Genomic DNA, 19,445 nt, shown 5'->3' on the forward strand with positions numbered 1-19,445 from the left:
GGATAAAATGAATAAATTTGAGAGAATAAAGGCAGCATTAAATTTTGAGGAAGTTGACCAAATACCAGTTAACCTTTGGATGCATTTGTCAGCAGTTGACCAAAACCCAAAAAGTTTAGCATTAGCTCAAGTGGAATATGCACGAAAATATAACTTTGATTTTATAAAGTTAATGCCATTTGGTTTATATTGCGTAGAAGATTGGGGAGTTGAAGTTGAATACTTTAGCCAAGTTAATAAACCGCCGGTTGTAAAAAAATATGCTATTGAAAAGGTAGAAGATTGGGCAAAACTTGAAGTATTGCCTCCTATTTACGGAACCTATGGTAAACAACTTCAATTAACTAAATATGTCGCTGCAGAAGTTAAAAATGAAATCCCATTTGTTCAAACAATTTTTAGTCCATTAACAGTAGCTCGTAAATTAGGAGGAGATAGACTTATTTTAGATATGAAAGAAAATCCTGATTTAGTTAAGGCAGCGCTGGAAATCATCACAGAGACTACTATTAATTTTGTTAAAGCAAATATTGATATAGGTATTGATGGATTTTTCTTCGCGACACAATGTGCGACAACTGATTTCATGACAAAAGAAGAGTATGAGGAATTTGGTGTCCCATACGATTTAAAAGTAATAGAGAGCTATCATGATAAAACATTCTTTAATATTGCACATATGCATGGTAATAACATCATGTTTGATACTATTTCAAAATATCCAGTAAATTGTTTGAACTGGCATGATCGTTGGAGTTCTCCAACAATTGCAGAAGCTCGGAAACTCACGGATAAATGTATATTAGGGGGAATGAGAGAGGTACCTTACTACGATACAAATAAAAATTTTATTAAAAACAGTTTGTTGATAGATGGTACAATTCCTGAAATTGAAGAACATATTCTAGAGGCAATAAACGAGGCAGAAGGTAAGGGGATAATTCTTGGTCCTGGGTGTGTTGCTAGTCAAAATATACCTGAAAAGAATATATATGCTGTACGTCGTAGTGTTGTACAATATGTTCCACAAACTCTCGTTTAGTACTAAAAAAATAGGAGCGTTAATTCTGGGAGGAATTAACGCTCTTTTTGTTGAACTTACTATATTAGCAGAGTAGGACAATTGAAAACAATTATGGTTAAAAGGAAACCCTCGTATTTGACTATAAGGGGTAAGTGAAGTAATTCTGCTGGATGTATAATGGGGAATTTTATAAGTAGGTTAGAAGTAAATAATACATGAAAATTGAATGCACACACAAAGTTATCCAAATTTAAGGATGTAAGAAAATTACATATTGCAAAAATGATTACGTTTCATTTAGAAGATTGTCTAGTGCAACTAAAGTAATGCGGGAAAACGATAAGTGATAGACAGCTATGCCTGACCATTTCTAGAAAAGGAGATGTTTAAATGTTTAATATGGGAGAAATGATTTATCAGATTATCGTGTGGGGACTTATCATTTTATTTGTAATATCGTTTACGCTATTTATTAGAAGATTGCTTTTGAATCAACAAGCACAAAAGATTCAACTTAAGGAAATTGAAATGAAATTGGATAAATTAATGAAATTGATGAATGGTTAATAGGTTAGGTTCAAGAAGTGAAACCTTATAAGGGATCATGGAGTCATATTCAGAAAATGAACTTGAGGTGTAAGATGAAACGATTCAGTTTAATCTCCATATTCTTCATGCTTTTAGGACTTCTTTCCTTTACAGTGAACTGGATAATAGAGGGTTATTTTGAGCCTCTTATCCTTACCGGATTTATTTTTATACTAATTGGGGCTCTATTTTGCTTTATAGCCATATTTAAAAAGGAAGCTGGAAGTATAAAATTTATAACACTCACTTCTTTTTTTGTCATTCTCTTTTTAGTTGTTTGGTTTGAACCCTTTCAGGTTTTACGAATGATGACTTGGCTTAAAAATGTTATTTAATTCCCACAGAGATACAATCGAAGCTATTTTTAGGAGGTGTTTAGTTTGAATAATCACGACGAAACGGAAGAAAAAAGAGAGCGATTGAGACAAGCGGAACTAAAAAATAATCCGACTGGTTCTCTAAACGATGCCATAAATAGAGGAAGCAATGGGAATTTAACGGGCGGTATGGGATGGAAAGGGACAGGAATATTAATCGTTGTTTTAATAGTTGGGTATGTTTTGTATAAATTGTTTTTTAACTGATTTCAATTAGTCTCTATAATTTGTTGTTCTTCATTTTCCAATTATTTTGGTCTATTACCAATAAAATCTTCTTGAATAAAATCGAACGTTCGGCATATAATAAGAACAAATGTTCTTTGTTGAAGGAGAAGAGATATGATGCATGAAGGTTTAGAAGATCGAAAAATTATATGCATTGATATACGGAGCTTTTTCGCAAGCTGTGCGGCTGCAGATGCTGGACTTGACGTTATGCGTACGCCGATCGCAGTTATTGGAAATTTAGAACAAAAAGGCAGCATCGTGCTTGCGGCATCTCCCTTGATGAAAAAGAATTTTGGAGTGAAGACAGGAACCCGGCTCTTTGAAATTCCGGACCATCCATCAATTCATTTAATCGAGCCGAAGATGGAGTTTTTCGTTAGGGTTTCCATGGAAATCACACGGTATTTAAATCAATTCGTTCCAAGTGAATGCATTCATGTGTACAGCGTCGATGAATGCTTTGCTGATTTGGGAGGAACCGAAAAATTATGGGGACCAGTAGAAAACACGGTCAAGCGAATACAAGACGGACTTTTTAATCAGTTTCAGTTACCATGCGCAGTTGGAATGGGACCAAATATGCTGATGGCGAAGCTTGCCCTTGACCTAGAAGCGAAAAAAACAGGCTTCGCAAAATGGACATATAAAGATGTGCCCCAAAAATTATGGCCGATTACTCCATTAAGCAAAATGTGGGGAATTGGCTCGCGTTTAGAAAAAACATTAAATAATATGGGAATTATAAGTGTTGGGCATCTAGCGAACACATCGCTTGAGACATTAGAGGCTAAGTTTGGCGTTATGGGCAATCAATTATATCACCATGCACGGGGAATCGATTTGTCAGAGCTAGGTGCACCGTTAGCAGAAGGGCAAATTAGTTACGGCAAGGGGCAAGTGCTATTTCGTGATTACCGTTCCAAAGAGGAGATTATGACGGTTGTATTAGAAATGTGTGAAGACGTGGCAAGACGCGCCCGCGAAGCCGAAATGGCAGGAAGAACGATTCATCTGTCCATTAGTTATAGTCATAACGCGTTTGGTGGAGGGTTTAGTCGTTCCCGTTCAATCGATGAACCAACAAATGCAACGATGACCATATACAAAGTATGTGAACAAATCTTTGATGAATTTTATGATCACAGACCTGTTCGCAAGTTAGCGATTTCCATTACTAATCTAGAACCCGAATATTCGATGCAGCTAAGCCTGTTTGAAGAAGACAAATGGAAGGTTCGAGAACTGGGAAAAACAATGGATTACCTGCGAAGTAAATACGGCTCCAATGCGATATTGCGCGCTGTTTCTTACACGGAAGCGGGAACTGCAAGAAAACGTGCTGGATTGCTTGGAGGACATAAGAAATAAGGGAAGGCTGAACGTTTGCATGCGTTTGGTCTTTTTTATTTCCTAATATTAGAAGGACTTTCTAGTCTCAAAGCAGAACAATTATAAGGAGGGAATCTATGGAAAAGAAATATATAGAGAAATATAAAATGGAAACGAGTAATCACTACTACATTTTTAATCGTTCTCTTTATTTGTTCTTTATCAACTATAAAGAAGTGGTAAGTTTCGAAAAGAAATTAACAAATTCTTAAATGGAAAACTTTAGAGGTGTTCATGTGAAGGAAACTTTTACACAAAAAATAAAAGCATTTGTACCATATTTTTTCGTTATGCTCTTTTTTATCTTTTTATCATATCTTCTCGTCTACAATGCTTCTTTTTCACCAAATGGTTATGAAATCGTTTCAGCAACTGAAAATGAAATAACGATTGAATCATTTAATTTAATTGGGGTAGAAAAAAGTATTCAGAACATATCATTTTCGAGTGAATATGAATGGAAAGTGGAAGCGATTGGATATCAGATTGAAAGACAAAAGATTTCCTATGTTTACTTTTTTTAATGGTGAGTATATCAACGACTTTAATGGTTATGTATATGCGAAATGGAACGGGCATGTGGAAGTCACTCTTTCGAAGTAATCTTATCTTTTGTATATTGCTTCCCCTCACTTCATTAACCTTTGCGTGGAAAGCAATTCAACTTTACATTTCTTAGTCAGACAGAAGGAGCGAGACAGGAATGATACAGGAAATAAAAAAAATCATAGAGCAATTATCGGAGCGAGAAGCAAGATCGCTGTTATTCCAACATTTTTTACAAATTCAATTGCTACAGAAAAAAAGCTATTCAGAAAGTGAATTTGCGGAAAACATGAAAAAAGAGTATCAGGAATTGCTACAGTATTCCTCCAAACAAAAACAACAGCCTTATCATACAATACATATCGTGTTTGGGGATTCGGCGGCAGGTAGCTTAAAAATAGCACTACCAAGTGAGGAGAAGGTAATTCGATTTTCCGACTTGTTTTCTATCGGTCCCGTGAACCAACTACACACCGAAGAAGGACTTATACAAAGAAAAAAGTGGTTGTTCTTACATATTAATTTGGACGAAGAGACCACGCATACCTATATAGAAGAGATTGTACAAACGCTATCAGAAATAAAGGCAATACCTGAGCACATACCAATTTATATATGGACAGCAAACAATGCCCATGAACAAACCGGCGCACGACTTGTCTTGCAAATCCTGAAAGAAAAGAAAAATGACATTCGGCTCCTTAACATTAGTACAGCTTATCAACATCTATGGCCAAACATCATACCAGTTCATACAGGGGAATTGGGACATGATAAATTAAATAGGATCTATAAAACCTACAAAAATGAACAGCCATTAACAGAACAACTTCGAAACAAACTTGCAGAAGAATGGGAAAAACTTTCGAAAACAACTGAAGTACTGCGTATTTGGGAGAACGACCAAATTAAAAGTGTGTCAGAAAATTACTTCGATACATTTATTATTGAACAATTGCGTTATTTGCATATTAAACAAATGAAGCTCGACTTTATGAAATCAGCTCGACTAATCGGGGAAGTACTTGGAAACACAGATCAATATGTTGGCGATGCTTTTTTCGAATATCGAGTGCGTGAATTAATTTTACAAGGGATTTTTGATATAGAAGGCGTTCCAAAAGCGATGCGTTTTTATAGCGTGAAATTAAAAGGAGTTTTCTAATACCATTAGAACAAGAAGTAATGGGTTTGTTAATAAGTGGCTTTGTAATTGTTATGGGAATTGTAATAATCACAACATTATTGCTATGGTATAAAAATAAACATAAAAGTTATGTATACACTTGGATATTATTGCATCTATTACTTTTCTCAGTAGCCGTTTACTTTTTATTAGAGGCGATTTCCTTTAATAATAACCATCTAATGGCATCTGAAGAGATCTCACTTCGTATAGGGATTGCCGGCGTTATATGGGCTATAAGCATGCTATGTTTATTGATTGGGGTATATAAATTTTCGAAGAATTAATTAAAAAGATGGAAACTAGTGAATATTAAATAGGAATATATAAAATGAATTGATTGCGTATCATTTATTGGTAGATTGATACGGAAATAAGAAAGGAGAACGGAATGGACAATACACAGAAATTTGACGGAAAAGCTGTTGTTTATGCTAAAGCTAGACCTGGATATGCAAATGAGTTGGTTGGTCTGTTGTCGGATAGTGGTGTCGGAAAAGATTCGTTTGTTGCCGATATTGGCTCTGGCACAGGAATTTTTTCAAACGTTTTACTTGATCTTGGATGCCATGTATATGGAGTGGAGCCAAATGAGGATATGCGGAAAGAATCTGAAAAGAAATTGGCACAGTTTACGACGTTTCATCCTGTGAATGGAGCGGCTGAAAATACAACATTGCCCGATAAAAGCGTAGATTTTATCACAGTGGCGCAAGCATTTCATTGGTTTCATACAGAGAGATTCAAATTGGAATGTAAGCGAATCATCAAAGAGAACGGGAAGGTTATATTAATATGGAACTCCCGAATAATGGAAAGTCCAATGGTAAAAGAGAACGAGCAAATTTTTCGGAGATTTTGTCTAGATTTCAAAGGTTTCAGCGGAGGCATTGGATATATGGATGAAAGCATTCAAAATTTCTTTAACAACTTTACCGTATATCGTTTTCCAAATAATTTACCATTTGATAAATCAAAGTTTATCGAAAGAAATCTGTCTGCATCCTATTCATTAAAAGAAAATGATGCACAATATGAACTCTATCTAACAGAACTAAATAATTTGTTTGATAAATATGCTGTGGACGGTATGCTTCTTATGCCGAACGAAACAATCGTATATATTGGGGAGGTTTAAGCTTCATTCCTCTTGCTATAACATATTTGATTTATCCTAGTAAAACTTGGAGGTAAAATGGTGAATGATAAAGTAAAAGAAGCATACAATCAATTGGCAAATGATTATGAACATAATGTAGATACAAAAAGTCTATTTAACACTGAATATGAGCGACCTGCAATGATGAAATTACTTCCAACAGACGTAAGAGATAAGCATGTTTTAGATGCTGGATGTGCAGCTGGCTGGTATACATCCCAATTTGTTAACTTAGGTGCTGTTGTCACAGCAACTGATATTAGTCCTAAAATGGTAGAGGCCACAAAGAGGCGGATCGGCGAAAAAGCAGAAGTATTCTGTCTAGATTTAGAGAAAGAGTTACCTTTTGAAAATGAATCTTTTGATGTCATTGTGAGCTCTTTAGTTCTGCATTACATAAAGGATTGGAGCAATCCTTTTAGCGAGTTTCTTCGAATTTTAAAACCAAATGGGACATTATTATTTTCCGTACATCACCCATTTATGGATATAAAATTATCCGAGAATGGCGACTACTTTTCCACCGAATATATTGTCGATCAATGGAAAAGAGAAGGAAAACTGATCGATGTCCCATTTTATCGTCGCCCGCTACAAGAAATACTAAGCGAAACAATCAGTTATTTTTCTTTGGAGAAAATAGTAGAACCTCAACCGACGAAAGAATTTCAAGTGAAGGAACCGGAAAAATATGAAAAGTTAATGAGAAACCCGCATTTTTTCATTGTCAAAGCAGTAAAAGATAAATAAAAAAGAAATTCTTCTTTCAAATTGTAAGATTTAAGGGGTTGAGATTATGTTCAAAAGTTCATTTGTTAATGCATTCTCTCCTAGTGCTTGTACTTCCAAATGATCAAGTAAAGGTCGTTCTATTTGCCAAACCAAGGAGAATTTATTATCCCCGTCATCCTTAATATCATAGCCAATAAGTTTTCTTTCACCCCATTGCCCGGTACCAGTTGGTATTAACCAGTACAAAACTGTTTCTGTGCTTTGTGCTTCAACATAGATTGTTATTTCCTTTGTCTCTTCTGGAACTCTTATCCAATTTTCTGTTATAGGAATATTGGTGTAGAATTTTTCAATTTTAGGAGAAGATTGGACATATTTCGAATTAGCATCGATTGGCAAATTCAAGATTAAACCCAGTAGTAAGATTGTTTGTAATAGCATTTATACCACCTCGCTACTAGTTTTTCCGAAGGTGGCTATATTATGAATTTCCATAATAATAAGGATTGAAAAGAATAATCGCTGAAGAATACAAATCAATGGTATCTAAATTGGAATTAAGTATAAGAAAATAATGCTTGATATCAAAATTTTGGAGGGTGTTTATGAAATATTTCTATATGAATATCATTCTTCTCATTTGGATTGCAAGTGGATGTTCTAACGATGGAGCAGAGGAAGAATTAAAAAAAGAAATTGAACAGTTAAAACAGGAAAATGCAAGCTTATCAGTAGTTAAAGAGGAATTAGAGTTAGATTTGAAAATAGCTAACGCTGAATTATCTAGGAAAAATGATCAATTAACTAGCGAAATAACTTCCTTACAAATGGATTTGGAAATGCACAAAGAATTAATTAATCGTTATGTGAAAGTATTTGAATTTCCACTTTCGAATAATCGTACCATAGCTGATACTTTAAGCATCTTTTCACCCAATCAAGTAAAAACAGATAGCGAGATTGCGGGGCAAATTGTTTCAGAAACAAAAAAAGAGGACGTTAATGACACGACAGGTTATTTCATTAAATTTACTGGAGAATTTAAGGTGAGAGGCTCCATCATTCATGATACGGGTAGTGAAAATGAGTATTCCTTTATAGTCAAAGAGAATTTAGAAACAATGCCACATACATTAGAGCAATTTGAAAAAGGGACAATCTACTTTGATATTGTAAATGATGAAGATTTAAGAAAAGCACTAGACAACAAATTAGACGAATTTCCTGAAGAGGACCAACTAGATATAGTTGCTGTTTTTAAGAATTATTCGTACAACGAAGTTCCTGAAACGGACTTCCTACCGAGTCATGCTGAATTTGTAAGGGTAGTATCTGAGAATTGAGTTTTGAAAAGTTTTTTTGTAAAAAACGAATGGTAAATTTACAGTAATAAATGTAGAAAATAGGCTCACCACAAACTTGCAGACTTCTTATTTGAAGGATAATCAAATTGAAGGTGAATTAGAAAGACCACCAGCTATTTATTGTTCAAAAGCTCCTTATTTACCTAATGAATGAACACGAAGCGAAATGTATTAGAAAAATCTTACTGGAAAGTGCACTATAAATAAATAGCTCATCGAAAAATAGTAGGGAGGTTAAAGTAATGGTCATGCCAACACATATAGTAGCAGTGGGCGGTATCGTAGAGGACGAACAAGGAAATATTCTTTTAGTGAAGACGCATCATGGCGGTTGGGTATTTCCTGGAGGCCAAGTAGAAGCGGGAGAAAATTTAATGGATGCTTTGATCAGGGAAATAAAAGAAGAAAGTGGAATAGACGTTGCTGTATCTAAACTGATTGGTGTTTATTCGAATACAGGAATTCATAAATTTTACGATGGTATTACGGATGTTCCAACGAAGGTAATGATGGATTATGTATGCAATCCAGTAGGAGGAGAACTGGCTACTTCAGAGGAAACATCAGATAGTCAGTGGATAGTGAAAGAGAAAGTGCTTGATTTAGTAACAGCTCCAGCTATTCGTACTCGATATAAAGCCTATTTAGAGTTTGTTGGGGAAATAAAGTATATGGATTATGTCACTCATCCTACATTTGAAATAAAATTGAATAGAACTGTTTAGAAAGTAGATTAACATGTAGCATAAGGAGCAATTATGAATAGAGAAAACGGCGAATATCAAATAGAAATCAATGGAATAACACATTGGATAAAAGTAGCAGGAAAAGAAAATGATACGATTCCTTTATTTATTATTCATGGCGGTCCAGGTGGAAATCTTTATACTTTTGAAAGAACTGTAGGTCCTTACCTATCCCAAAATAGAACAGTAGTATATTATGAGCAACGTGGATGTGGAAGAAGTGGTAAACCAATTGACGATAATGCTTATAGTATGAATGAATTGATAGACGATTTTAGGGGAATTATTCACTGGACGGGTAGTGAAACGGTAGACTTACTTGGTTACTCGTTTGGAGGAGAGTTAGCGCTTGAGTTCGCTTCAAACTTCCCAGATCTTATAAACAAGGTAATTTTATCGGGACCTAGTTTAATCAATCTGAAGACGCAGTATATGATTCAAATAGCTGGTTTTCTATCGATTGCAAGTATAACTCTAGTAAATAGGATAGAAGAAATACTTCAGGAAAATACCTTGATTGAACATAAATACAAACAAGTATGGGAAATTGTTGATCAGGAAACAATTGACCGTTTACTTTTCGTGGATCCAGATATTGCTACAAAGTACCGACAGTTAGTAACAGAAAGTAATTTACATAATACAGGACTGATGCTAGAGGCTCTGCAGGAAAACCCAATAACTCCTACGTTATATGAAAGGCTTAACCATATTCACCATAAGACTTTAATCATCACTGGTGTTTATGATAGGAATACAGGGATTCCAATATCCAATCTTATAAATAGAAATCTTTCTAACAGTGAATGGATTTTATTTAATAATAGTGCTCATTTTCCCGAATTAGAGGAAACAGAAAAGTTTGTAAGTAGCGTATTAGGCTTTTTAAAAGCCTAATACAAGTAAGAGAGGAAGCATTAACAATGACAGCTTATGGGGAAGATTTATTCAAAGGGACGGCTCATTTTTACTCACGTTTTAGACCAATGTATCCAGCTTCATTAATCAGGTTTTTAATTGAAAGGTTTTCTTTGGATGGTGGAGGCCGAATGCTGGATTTAGGTTGTGGAACTGGCCAATTAGCGTTCAGATTCACTGACTGGTTTGAAGAGATAGTTGGAATTGATACGGAGCCTGAAATGATTGATGAAGCAATACGCCTAAGTAAAGAATTTAGAGCAGAAAATCTGGAATGGTTTACTGGCGATCTCGATACATATATTGAGAAATCGGATAAAACTTTTCGATTGGTAACAATTGCAAAGGCTTTTCATTGGATGGATAGAGTAAAGGTCCTCGAAACTTTAGACGAAATGATTATTCCTGGCGGTGGGGTAGCGATTATTGATAATTACTCTCCAAATAAGGAGCAGCTGCCATGGCAAAAGAAAGTGGATGAGGTAGTGAAGCGTTGGTATGGAAATGAAAGAAGAGCAGGCAACACGACATATGCGCATCCGACCATTAGCCATCAAACGATTATTTCAAATTCCAAATTTGACTTAGAAATTCACGATATGCCAACTTCCGAACAGGTATGGACAGTGGATTCTATTATCGGTAATATATATTCTACTTCTTATGGTACTAAACGATTTTTAGGTGAAAATGTTCGGTCATTTGAACAGCAGTTAAAAGAAGAATTATTGGCGATTGATGATACTGGAATTTATAAAAAACAAATTAATGTATCGGTCAAGCTCGCTGTAAAAAGCAAATAAGAGAACGAGATGGTGGTCTTACGATGGACATTTCAATTGAAAAGTTAAAGAAGCAGGATGCAGAAGAATTATTTAATTTTGAAAGTGACAATAGAGCCTATTTTGAAAAAAGCGTACCCAGTCGTGGGGAAGAGTATTATAATTTTGAAACTTTTCAAAAAAGACATAGAGACTTGTTGGAAGAACAAGAGAAGGGGATATCTTATTTTTGTTTAATAAAAGATCAAACCGAATCCATTGTAGGTAGAATAAATCTGACTGATATTGATAGAATTGAAAGTATAGGTCACGTTGGTTATAGAGTTGGAGAAATTCATACTGGAAAAGGTATTGCAAATAAAGCTTTAAAACTACTATTAATAGAAGTTTCAAAAGAAAATATTAAAGAAGTTTATGCAAAAACAACAAGCAATAATATTGCATCACGAAAAGTACTGGAGAAAAACGGTTTTATACAGGTTTCTACGAGTAAAGAAGAATTCATAATGAACGGTGAAAATTTGAAATTTGTACATTTTATTTGGTCAAATAACTTCTAGCATTTATTCATTTAACAAAAAAGAAAAATGCAGTTATATAACTATGAAGCCATTTCATTTGGAGGAATTGGCTACTACCGTTTTACCTAACATTCCATTACCTACTTATACAAATAGGAGTACTGTCAGGAGTAAATAGAAAAAGTAAAAAGTACCCCCTGAATCGTAATGAATTTACTATACGATTCAGGGGATATTTCTTTTTAGAAGAACTCTAGATTACTTATCTAGTGTTTTTTTACGGATTAAAGTTGCTAAACATAAAAAGTTAATAATGCTTTCTCTCTAAGATGTATTCGTCTCGATTTTCTTTCTCAATATTGCACCTAACCTAGCAATGGTATATGGTTGTATTCAGCATTATGGTTCATCAACTTAAACCATTAAACAGATTATTGGAGGTATTTTACTGAATGAATAAACAAGAACAACTAAATACGATCAAAGAGGATTTTATTAATTGTCAGAAAGTATTATTGGCCATAGGTGATGAAACACGTCAATCGATCTTGCTAGTTCTAATGGGGACGGATTGTCAAACAGGATTGCGTGTGGGCGAAATCACTGAACAAACACATCTTTCTCGACCTGCTGTATCCCATCATCTGAAGGTTTTACGAGATGCAGGTGTTATTTTAATGCGTAAAGATGGGACAAAAAACTTTTATTATATTAATGTACGCACAGAGTTAGGCTTATTAAGAACACTTATGTCGGATATTGATAAGTTCATGCAGAACTATTATGGAAATGATGAAATATAAACAAACTTTACTTGGAGGTAAAGGCTATGAGAGCAATGGTTGTTGATAGATATGGAAAAGTTCCAATGCGTTTGGAAGAAATGTCCACACCGGAAATTGGTGAATATGAGGTGCTCGCAGAAATTCATGCTGCTAGTATTAATCCTGTGGATTTTAAAATTCGTGATGGGAAAGTGAAAATGTTAGTTAAATATAAAATGCCTCTTATCTTAGGAAATGACTTTTCTGGTGTCGTGATAAAGGTTGGCAAAAAGGTGACTCGTTTTAAAATTGGTGACGAAATATATGCACGTCCACGTAAGAGTAAAATCGGTACTTTTGCTGAATATATCGCTATTCATGAAGATGACATCGCTTTAAAACCTAAGAATTTGAGCTTTGAAGAAGCTGCATCGATCCCGCTGGTCGGGTTAACTTCCTATCAAGCTCTAGTAGATATTTTGCAATTACAACAAGGACAAAATATCTTAATCCATGCTGGGTCTGGTGGTGTGGGTACCTTTGCTATTCAACTGGCCAAATCAATGGGAGCTACTGTTACAACTACAGCCAGTGATGCTGGAGCGAATTTAGTAAAATCACTTGGTGCTGATAAAATTATCAACTACAAGACTGAAAAATTTGAAGAGATACTGAAAAATTATGATGCCGTATTTGATACACTTGGGGGTGAGATACTCGAAAAATCATTCGAAGTAATAAAAAGCGGAGGGAAGATTGTTTCCGTTTCAGGATTACCGAATGCACGTTTCGGTAAAGAATATGGTTCTGGATTTTTTAAAACGTTGTTGTTTTCAATAGCCAGTAAGGCACTTACTAAACTTGAGAAAATGTATAATGTTCAATATACGTTTTTGTTTATGAAGCCAAGTGGAGAACAATTACGTATAATCGCAAACTATATGGAGACTGGTAAAATCAAACCTATTATTGATAAAGTTTTTCCTTTTGAAGATGCTCAGAAAGCGATGGAATATGCAGAGTCAGGAAGGGCAAAAGGAAAAATAATATTAAAAATCAGATAGTTGTAAAACAATGTTTAGAACAATCAAACCGATCATTACCTAATCTATTCGTTCGCAAAAAACTCCTAGGTTCTTTATGCCCTAGGAGTTTCGCTGCTAATGTGCAAGTAGCTATTTTTTTACTTCTATAAAATGCAGTTGATGCCCTTCTTTTTCATAAATCGAGAATTCATAACCAGCATGCTCAATATAGTTATCTTCTGCTAGATCTGTATCTTGTGTGAAATACCAGCCGCCGATTGTATTGACATCTGGGTTTTCTATTTCAATGTTTAATAATTTGGATACGTCCTCTAATAACACTTTTGAATGGATTATATAATGGTCGTCTTTTAATTTTCGGATATCTACTATTTCATCATTGTCGAATTCATCGCGAATTTCACCAACAATTTCTTCTAAAATATCCTCTACTGTAACAAGGCCCGATGTGCCACCGTATTCATCCAACAAAATAGCGATATGAATACGCTCCTTTTGCATTTTTATTAATAAATTATTGATTGGTGTAGTTTCAATAGTGTTGATCACAGGGTTTGTAAACTTTGCTAAGTCGAATGATTCTGCTGTAATTCGATTGCTAATACCTTGCGTTAAAAAGTCTTTAATATTTACAAAACCGATAATATTATCTCTATCTTCTTCATAAACAGGATAACGTGTATAACGTTCTTCAGAAATAATGGTTAATACATCATTAAACGTTGCATTTTTTTCAAATCCAACAATTTCTGTTCGGGGCACCATAATTTCACGAGCAGTGCGCTCATCAAATTCAAAAACATTATTGACATATTTCAATTCATTTTGATTGATCTCGCCGCTTTTAAAGCTTTCCGCTAATAGTAGTCGAAGTTCTTCTTCCGTGTGTGAAAGCTCATGTTCTGAGGCTGGCTTCATCCCTATTAAACCAACTAACACACGAGCGGAACCATTTAAGAGCCAAATGAATGGATATAGGATTTTATAGAAAATCATAATTGGCTTTGCAAAAGCAAGTGTCACTGATTCTGCCTTTTGAATGGCAACCGTTTTAGGTGCGAGTTCTCCAACGACTACATGTAAAAAAGTGGCGATTGCAAAAGCAGCCCCTATCGTAAAGAAGTGGATATAATCCGTGCCTATCCCAATAGTTTCGAATAATGGATGTAAGATGAATTCAAATGTCGATTCACCTACCATCCCAATTCCTAAAGCGGTTACAGTAATCCCTAACTGACACGCTGATAAGTATTCATCCAAATGTGTGGTTACATGCTTTGCTGCAAGAGATCCTTTACGTCCTTCTGCAACAAGCTGGTCAACTCGCGAATTTCGTACTTTAACTATAGCAAACTCTGTCGCCACGAAAAAACCGGTTAATACCAATAAAAAAATGAATATTGTTAAATTTAATATAGTCAATAAGCTGTCTTACTTGAAAGTAAGACTTCACCTCCTATGTGCGTCAGCCCTCATATTAGTGACTGCGTTTTTACAGAGTATCAATTCATCTATTTGTCTTTTTACCCGTTCCGACAAAGGTTTAACCCTTTCTGAAGACATTCCTTCCTTTTGATGGAAGTCCACAGTTCAATAGCTTTTATGGAATAGTAAGGAGAATTCGAAGTAGAACGTTCAACTAATATTGGTATAATAGGGTAGTAGCATTAATTTTCAATCTATTTCACCAATTACAAATTTTAAGGGGCGTTTGTTATAATACCCAGCTTTAATTGGGATATAATAGAGAGCTTCGAGGTAGAAAGGGAGAAGGTTTTTCATGAATAAACAAATATATGTAGATTGGGGAGGACATAAGATCAGTCTTCAATGGCATCCTCACAAAAGCATAGGTCCAGGTGATATCGTGACAAGTGTTCATAGTTATTGTTTTAGCCAAGAAAAAGTTTTGTTGGTTGAAGTGAAAAAAAGAGGCTTTAACATTCCAGGAGGGCATATAGAGTTTGGTGAAACTCCTGAAGAAGCGATGTATAGGGAAGCATATGAAGAAGGTTATGTGAAGGGGAAGATAAAGTACGTTGGTGCAGTGGAAGTGAACCATCAAGATAACCCTCACTTTATCCAAGATGGACCATATCCCTTAATTGGCTATCAATTATTCTATAGAATGGACATTGAAGAGTGTCTTCCTTTTTTAAGAGAGAATGAAACAAAGTCTCGGATTTGGGTGGAACCAGAAGAACTTCCTTATGTGATGAATGATCATGAGCTATCGCTACAAATCTTAAAGGAAGCTCTAAAATTAGGAATACACCAAAAGAATTAAAAGGAGTTAAATACAATGGAAAAAGAATTTCCTACAATAGAAACGAACAGATTAATCTTAAGAAAAGTATCAATAGACGATGCTAAAGATATGTATACATATTTGTCTGATCAAGATGTGGTAAAACCGATGGGATTAGAACCTTTTGAAACAGAGGAAGACGTATGGGATGAAATTAAATGGTATCAATCAATATACGAAAAAGGGACAGGGATTAGATGGGGCATCACCCTAAAAGATTCTAATAAGGTTATAGGAAGCTGTGGTTTTCTTAATAGACATCCTAAACATTATCGAACGGAAATTGGATATGAATTAAGCAGTGATTTCTGGGGTCAGGGAATAGCAAGTGAGGCATTGAAGGCAGTTAGCAAATATGGTTTTGAGCATTTCCAGTTAGAAAGAATTGAGGCATTAATCGAACTAACGAATATTCCATCACAAAAACTAGTAGAAAAACAAGGATTTCAAAGGGAAGGATTGTTAAGACATTATGAATTCGCAAATGGTAAATTTGAAGATTTGTATATGTACTCCATTTTAAAAGAAGATCTTCAACTTATCTAAAGGTACTCGATTTAATAGGAAAACGAATAAATAGATGGTTCTCCGAATATGTAAAAGTATTAACTATAAAGGGGTATATACATGTACAAATTATTAGAGGAAGACGAATACGCACCAAATTATTCAAGCTATGTAAAGTTAGTACCGGATGAAGATTTTATACAAACTTTAACAAAGCAAATGGAAAAAACGATTGGCTTATTACTCGACATTTCGGATGAACAAGCTCATTTTCGTTATGCACCTGAAAAATGGAGTGTAAAAGAAGTGATTGGCCATATGGCAGATACAGAACGAGTAATGGCATATAGACTATTAGCCATTGCGCGTGGGGATACGGCTTCTCTTCCTGGTTTTGAGGAGAAAGAATATGCCCAACACGCATCATTTGATAAACAGTCAGTAAAAGATCTTCTTCAAAATTTGAACATTGTGCGCCAATCAACCATTCACCTAATTAAAAGCTTAGCAGAAAAAGATTTACTTCGTCGCGGTAATGCAAATAATTCAGAAGTAACTGTTCGTGCGTTAATAGTAATTATAATAGGTCACGAGCTTCATCATTGCAATATTATAAGAGACAGATATTTTGGTGCTGCAGCGTATCCGGAAAACAGATGAATCAAAAAAGACGATATCGCTACACGAGGCAGATATCGTCTTTTCCATTTTATTTAGCGGATCGTCCTGGAGGAAGCTTGTAATATACCTTCCTTCAATTCACTAACCTGATCCTTCCATATTATAGCTGCGGTCAGAACGACAAAGTTCATAATCCTGCCCGTTGCCGTTATTCCAATTTAATCGATTTACGCAACGAAAGGACTAACAAGAATATTGGCTGAGTTCTACAGCAAAATTGTAACAACAATACCAATGGACCCAATGTAGAAGATAAGATTTCACTAAATAAAACTATCTGTGGCAATACGAACAGCTTTTCCAAGTAAGTCAGATATACCAACTGCAATGACAACTATCTTAGTTCTCATAAATCCAAAAAAACCGCCTTTAATTCCTAATAACTAAGTGAAAACCAATATCTGCCCCAGAAAAATCAATACAGTCATATGTAAAGTCCGCATAAGGTGTCATCGCATCGCTTGCATAAACATTTTTAAATCTTGAATTACAGGGAGCTGTAGACATCATGGTATCGAAAGATAGCTACTTATGTAGAGCTCTAGAAAGTTAAAGGAAACAACCGGGCTCCCAGTGTCAAGAGCTTACAGGACATCAACATAAAGCGCACATAGAAGAATACTTCAACCGCTCAAATGAAAGTTGAAGGATGGGACCTACCAACCACGATTGAAACAGTTTAATCTTCCTCCTATTTACAATCCGTATAATATAAAATACTATCAACTTACAAAACGTCTACCTATTTTCGCATCCACTAGTGTATGATTTATCTAATAACTTAAAAGATTATTCTCACATCGATCTATATATAGATTGATGAGGTAGGGTTATCTATTTGTGACAAAGTAAAACATTCTAACTAGAAGGGGGAAAATCGATATGACAATCGCAATTGAGAGATTTGAGCCGGTCCTAAGAGCAAAAAAAGTAGTGCAAAAGATGTATATAAATGGAAAGTGGGTTCAAAGCATTTCAAATAAAACACGAGAAATCGTAAATCCGGCAAATAATGAAGTCATAGCGTTGGTAACAGAAGGGGTAGACGAAGAAGTTAACGCGGCTGTAAAAGCAGCCAAAGATGCTTTTTATAAAAATGGTTGGAAAACAACCTATGCCCGTAACAGAGCTGACTTACTCTTGAAGGTTGCAAGTAAATTAGAAGGCCGCAAAGAAGAGTTTGCCATGTTAGAGACTTTAAACAATGGAAAAGTATATGAGGATTCCCTCGCTGATGTCGACGATGCGATCAATCAATTTCGTTACTATGCTGGTATTGCCACGAAACCACATGGGCAAACCTATGAGGTACCGGATGATATACAAGCGATGGTGGTCCGCGAACCGATTGGTGTTGTCGCACAAATCGTCCCTTGGAATTATCCGCTAGTGATGGCAGCACAGAAAATGTCTGCGGCGTTGGCAGCCGGCTGTACGATTGTCATCAAGCCTGCTTCACAGACACCGCTTACACTCATTCGTTTGTTTGAAATTATAGATGAGGTTGGTTTTCCGGATGGTGTTGTGAATCTTCTGCTCGGCTCAGGTTCAGTTATTGGCGATGTCCTTGTTAATCATCCTGATATTGATAAAATCTCTTTCACTGGCGGCACTTCTACGGGTAAGCAAATTATGAAAGACGCCGCGAATACGATTAAGAAGGTAGGTTTGGAGCTTGGTGGGAAATCACCGAATATCGTCTTTGCGGATGCTGACTTTGAGACGGCGATAGATTATGCATTACTTGCGATATTTGCAGGGCAAGGGCAAGTTTGTTCCGCGGGTTCACGTCTCCTTATTGAGAAGAGTATTTACGACAAGTTTGTCCCAGAACTTGTGGCCCGAGCGAAAAAAATTAAAATTGGACCAGGCTGGCAAGAAGGTATAGAAATGGGGCCACTCATCTCGGAAGCTCATATGGAGAGCGTGCTAACTTATGTGAAAATTGGCTTGGAAGAGGGAGCAGAACTTTTATGCGGTGGAAATCGAATAATGAATGGTGAACTTGCGAAAGGCAACTTTGTTGAACCAACAATTTTTACAAATACAAAACTGGATATGCGTATTGTTCAGGAAGAAATCTTTGGTCCTGTTTTAGTGATTCAAGTTTTTGAAACGGAGGAAGAAGCTCTCGAGTTGGCTAATGGCACCGACTTTGGACTAGCTGCCGCAGTATTTACTAATGATGGGGCCAAAGCACAGCGTGTTATCCGTGGTTTGCAAGCAGGTATTACGTGGATTAATACCTATCACCCGACATTTAACGAAGCGCCATGGAGCGGTTACAAACAAAGTGGAATCGGAGCAGATTTAGGAACATACGGTTTTGAAGAATATTTGCTGACAAAACAGATTAATATCGCTCTTAATGTGCAACCTTCTGGATGGTACAAAGGGTGATAAGTAATGAAGCATAGAAGTTTACTTTTAAGTATTGCTATCATATACATCGAAAATCAAGTTGCCCAACGAGGGACAGTGACTTCATTTCCTTATGTGAGTCGAGTTAACCTTCATTAAGAATGCTTTACTAAAGGGATAAAAATGAAAAAGGAAGCGGTGATGGTAGACAACCG

The 19,445-nt window shown here is 35.6% G+C and carries 22 protein-coding genes; 20 read left to right on the forward strand and 2 right to left on the reverse strand.

Going from position 1 to position 19,445, the window contains the following annotated elements:
• The first annotated feature begins 7 nt into the window (after nucleotides 1-7).
• From FG382_RS00290 to FG382_RS00335, 9 genes are all read left to right on the forward strand, one after another.
• Nucleotides 8-1,042: a uroporphyrinogen decarboxylase family protein gene (locus FG382_RS00290; RefSeq protein ID WP_142536887.1), complete on the forward strand. Its 1,035-nt coding sequence runs from the start codon at nucleotides 8-10 to the stop codon at nucleotides 1,040-1,042.
• Between the two features lie 390 nt (nucleotides 1,043-1,432).
• Entirely contained in the window at nucleotides 1,433-1,591 is a 159-nt protein-coding gene (locus tag FG382_RS00295) for a DUF4083 family protein (RefSeq protein ID WP_244950510.1), read from the forward strand.
• Between the two features lie 401 nt (nucleotides 1,592-1,992).
• The gene (locus FG382_RS00305; protein ID WP_142536889.1) at nucleotides 1,993-2,196 is read left to right on the forward strand and encodes a DUF6366 family protein; all 204 of its coding nucleotides are present in this window, start codon (nucleotides 1,993-1,995) and stop codon (nucleotides 2,194-2,196) included.
• A gap of 138 nt (nucleotides 2,197-2,334) precedes the next feature.
• Entirely contained in the window at nucleotides 2,335-3,588 is a 1,254-nt protein-coding gene (locus FG382_RS00310) for a Y-family DNA polymerase (RefSeq protein WP_142537378.1), read from the forward strand.
• A gap of 233 nt (nucleotides 3,589-3,821) precedes the next feature.
• A complete protein-coding gene (locus FG382_RS00315) occupies nucleotides 3,822-4,133 on the forward strand; it encodes a hypothetical protein (protein ID WP_211356350.1) in 312 nt (103 codons plus the stop codon).
• Nucleotides 4,134-4,312: 179 nt separating this feature from the next.
• Nucleotides 4,313-5,320, forward strand: a complete 1,008-nt coding sequence (locus tag FG382_RS00320; protein WP_142536891.1) for a DUF1835 domain-containing protein — start codon at nucleotides 4,313-4,315, stop codon at nucleotides 5,318-5,320.
• Nucleotides 5,321-5,340: 20 nt separating this feature from the next.
• Nucleotides 5,341-5,628, forward strand: coding sequence for a hypothetical protein (locus tag FG382_RS22860; RefSeq protein WP_244950511.1), 288 nt, complete (start codon nucleotides 5,341-5,343; stop codon nucleotides 5,626-5,628).
• A gap of 104 nt (nucleotides 5,629-5,732) precedes the next feature.
• A complete protein-coding gene (locus FG382_RS00330) occupies nucleotides 5,733-6,479 on the forward strand; it encodes a class I SAM-dependent methyltransferase (protein ID WP_142536893.1) in 747 nt (248 codons plus the stop codon).
• 60 nt (nucleotides 6,480-6,539) lie between these two features.
• The gene (locus FG382_RS00335; protein WP_142536894.1) at nucleotides 6,540-7,250 is read left to right on the forward strand and encodes a class I SAM-dependent methyltransferase; all 711 of its coding nucleotides are present in this window, start codon (nucleotides 6,540-6,542) and stop codon (nucleotides 7,248-7,250) included.
• 30 nt (nucleotides 7,251-7,280) lie between these two features.
• Here FG382_RS00335 and FG382_RS00340 read toward each other — a convergent pair whose 3' ends face one another.
• Nucleotides 7,281-7,673: a hypothetical protein gene (locus FG382_RS00340; protein ID WP_229677333.1), complete on the reverse strand. Its 393-nt coding sequence runs from the start codon at nucleotides 7,671-7,673 to the stop codon at nucleotides 7,281-7,283.
• A gap of 164 nt (nucleotides 7,674-7,837) precedes the next feature.
• Here FG382_RS00340 and FG382_RS00345 point away from each other — a divergent pair, with 164 nt between their 5' ends.
• The 7 genes from FG382_RS00345 (at nucleotide 7,838) to FG382_RS00375 (ending at nucleotide 13,391) form a co-directional block, all read left to right on the forward strand.
• The gene (locus tag FG382_RS00345; RefSeq protein ID WP_142536895.1) at nucleotides 7,838-8,575 is read left to right on the forward strand and encodes a hypothetical protein; all 738 of its coding nucleotides are present in this window, start codon (nucleotides 7,838-7,840) and stop codon (nucleotides 8,573-8,575) included.
• A gap of 263 nt (nucleotides 8,576-8,838) precedes the next feature.
• Nucleotides 8,839-9,321: an NUDIX hydrolase gene (locus tag FG382_RS00350; protein ID WP_142536896.1), complete on the forward strand. Its 483-nt coding sequence runs from the start codon at nucleotides 8,839-8,841 to the stop codon at nucleotides 9,319-9,321.
• A 33-nt stretch (nucleotides 9,322-9,354) separates the two neighbouring features.
• Entirely contained in the window at nucleotides 9,355-10,239 is an 885-nt protein-coding gene (locus FG382_RS00355; RefSeq protein WP_142536897.1) for an alpha/beta fold hydrolase, read from the forward strand.
• A gap of 26 nt (nucleotides 10,240-10,265) precedes the next feature.
• Entirely contained in the window at nucleotides 10,266-11,063 is a 798-nt protein-coding gene (locus FG382_RS00360; RefSeq protein ID WP_142536898.1) for a class I SAM-dependent methyltransferase, read from the forward strand.
• Nucleotides 11,064-11,086: 23 nt separating this feature from the next.
• Nucleotides 11,087-11,602, forward strand: a complete 516-nt coding sequence (locus FG382_RS00365; protein WP_142536899.1) for a GNAT family N-acetyltransferase — start codon at nucleotides 11,087-11,089, stop codon at nucleotides 11,600-11,602.
• Between the two features lie 413 nt (nucleotides 11,603-12,015).
• On the forward strand, nucleotides 12,016-12,366 hold the full coding sequence (locus FG382_RS00370) for an ArsR/SmtB family transcription factor (RefSeq protein ID WP_142536900.1): 351 nt from the start codon (nucleotides 12,016-12,018) through the stop codon (nucleotides 12,364-12,366).
• Nucleotides 12,367-12,392: 26 nt separating this feature from the next.
• Nucleotides 12,393-13,391: an NADP-dependent oxidoreductase gene (locus FG382_RS00375; RefSeq protein ID WP_142536901.1), complete on the forward strand. Its 999-nt coding sequence runs from the start codon at nucleotides 12,393-12,395 to the stop codon at nucleotides 13,389-13,391.
• A gap of 111 nt (nucleotides 13,392-13,502) precedes the next feature.
• Here the strand turns inward: FG382_RS00375 and FG382_RS00380 are convergent, their stop codons facing one another.
• Complete coding sequence (locus FG382_RS00380) at nucleotides 13,503-14,795, reverse strand: hemolysin family protein (RefSeq protein ID WP_142536902.1); 1,293 nt, start codon at nucleotides 14,793-14,795, stop codon at nucleotides 13,503-13,505.
• Nucleotides 14,796-15,153: 358 nt separating this feature from the next.
• Here FG382_RS00380 and FG382_RS00385 point away from each other — a divergent pair, with 358 nt between their 5' ends.
• The 4 genes from FG382_RS00385 to FG382_RS00400 all read left to right on the forward strand — a co-directional run bounded on the left by FG382_RS00385 (nucleotide 15,154) and on the right by FG382_RS00400 (nucleotide 19,269).
• Nucleotides 15,154-15,660, forward strand: coding sequence for an NUDIX domain-containing protein (locus FG382_RS00385; protein WP_142536903.1), 507 nt, complete (start codon nucleotides 15,154-15,156; stop codon nucleotides 15,658-15,660).
• Between the two features lie 15 nt (nucleotides 15,661-15,675).
• Nucleotides 15,676-16,227 carry a GNAT family N-acetyltransferase gene (locus FG382_RS00390; RefSeq protein WP_142536904.1) on the forward strand — a complete coding sequence of 184 codons (552 nt, stop codon included), beginning with the start codon at nucleotides 15,676-15,678 and terminating at the stop codon, nucleotides 16,225-16,227.
• Nucleotides 16,228-16,308: 81 nt separating this feature from the next.
• Nucleotides 16,309-16,848: a DinB family protein gene (locus FG382_RS00395; protein WP_142536905.1), complete on the forward strand. Its 540-nt coding sequence runs from the start codon at nucleotides 16,309-16,311 to the stop codon at nucleotides 16,846-16,848.
• A 903-nt stretch (nucleotides 16,849-17,751) separates the two neighbouring features.
• Complete coding sequence (locus FG382_RS00400) at nucleotides 17,752-19,269, forward strand: aldehyde dehydrogenase family protein (RefSeq protein ID WP_142536906.1); 1,518 nt, start codon at nucleotides 17,752-17,754, stop codon at nucleotides 19,267-19,269.
• Nucleotides 19,270-19,445: the final 176 nt, after the last annotated feature.

The organism is Psychrobacillus lasiicapitis (assembly GCF_006861795.1).
In the GTDB taxonomy this organism is placed as follows: domain Bacteria; phylum Bacillota; class Bacilli; order Bacillales_A; family Planococcaceae; genus Psychrobacillus; species Psychrobacillus lasiicapitis.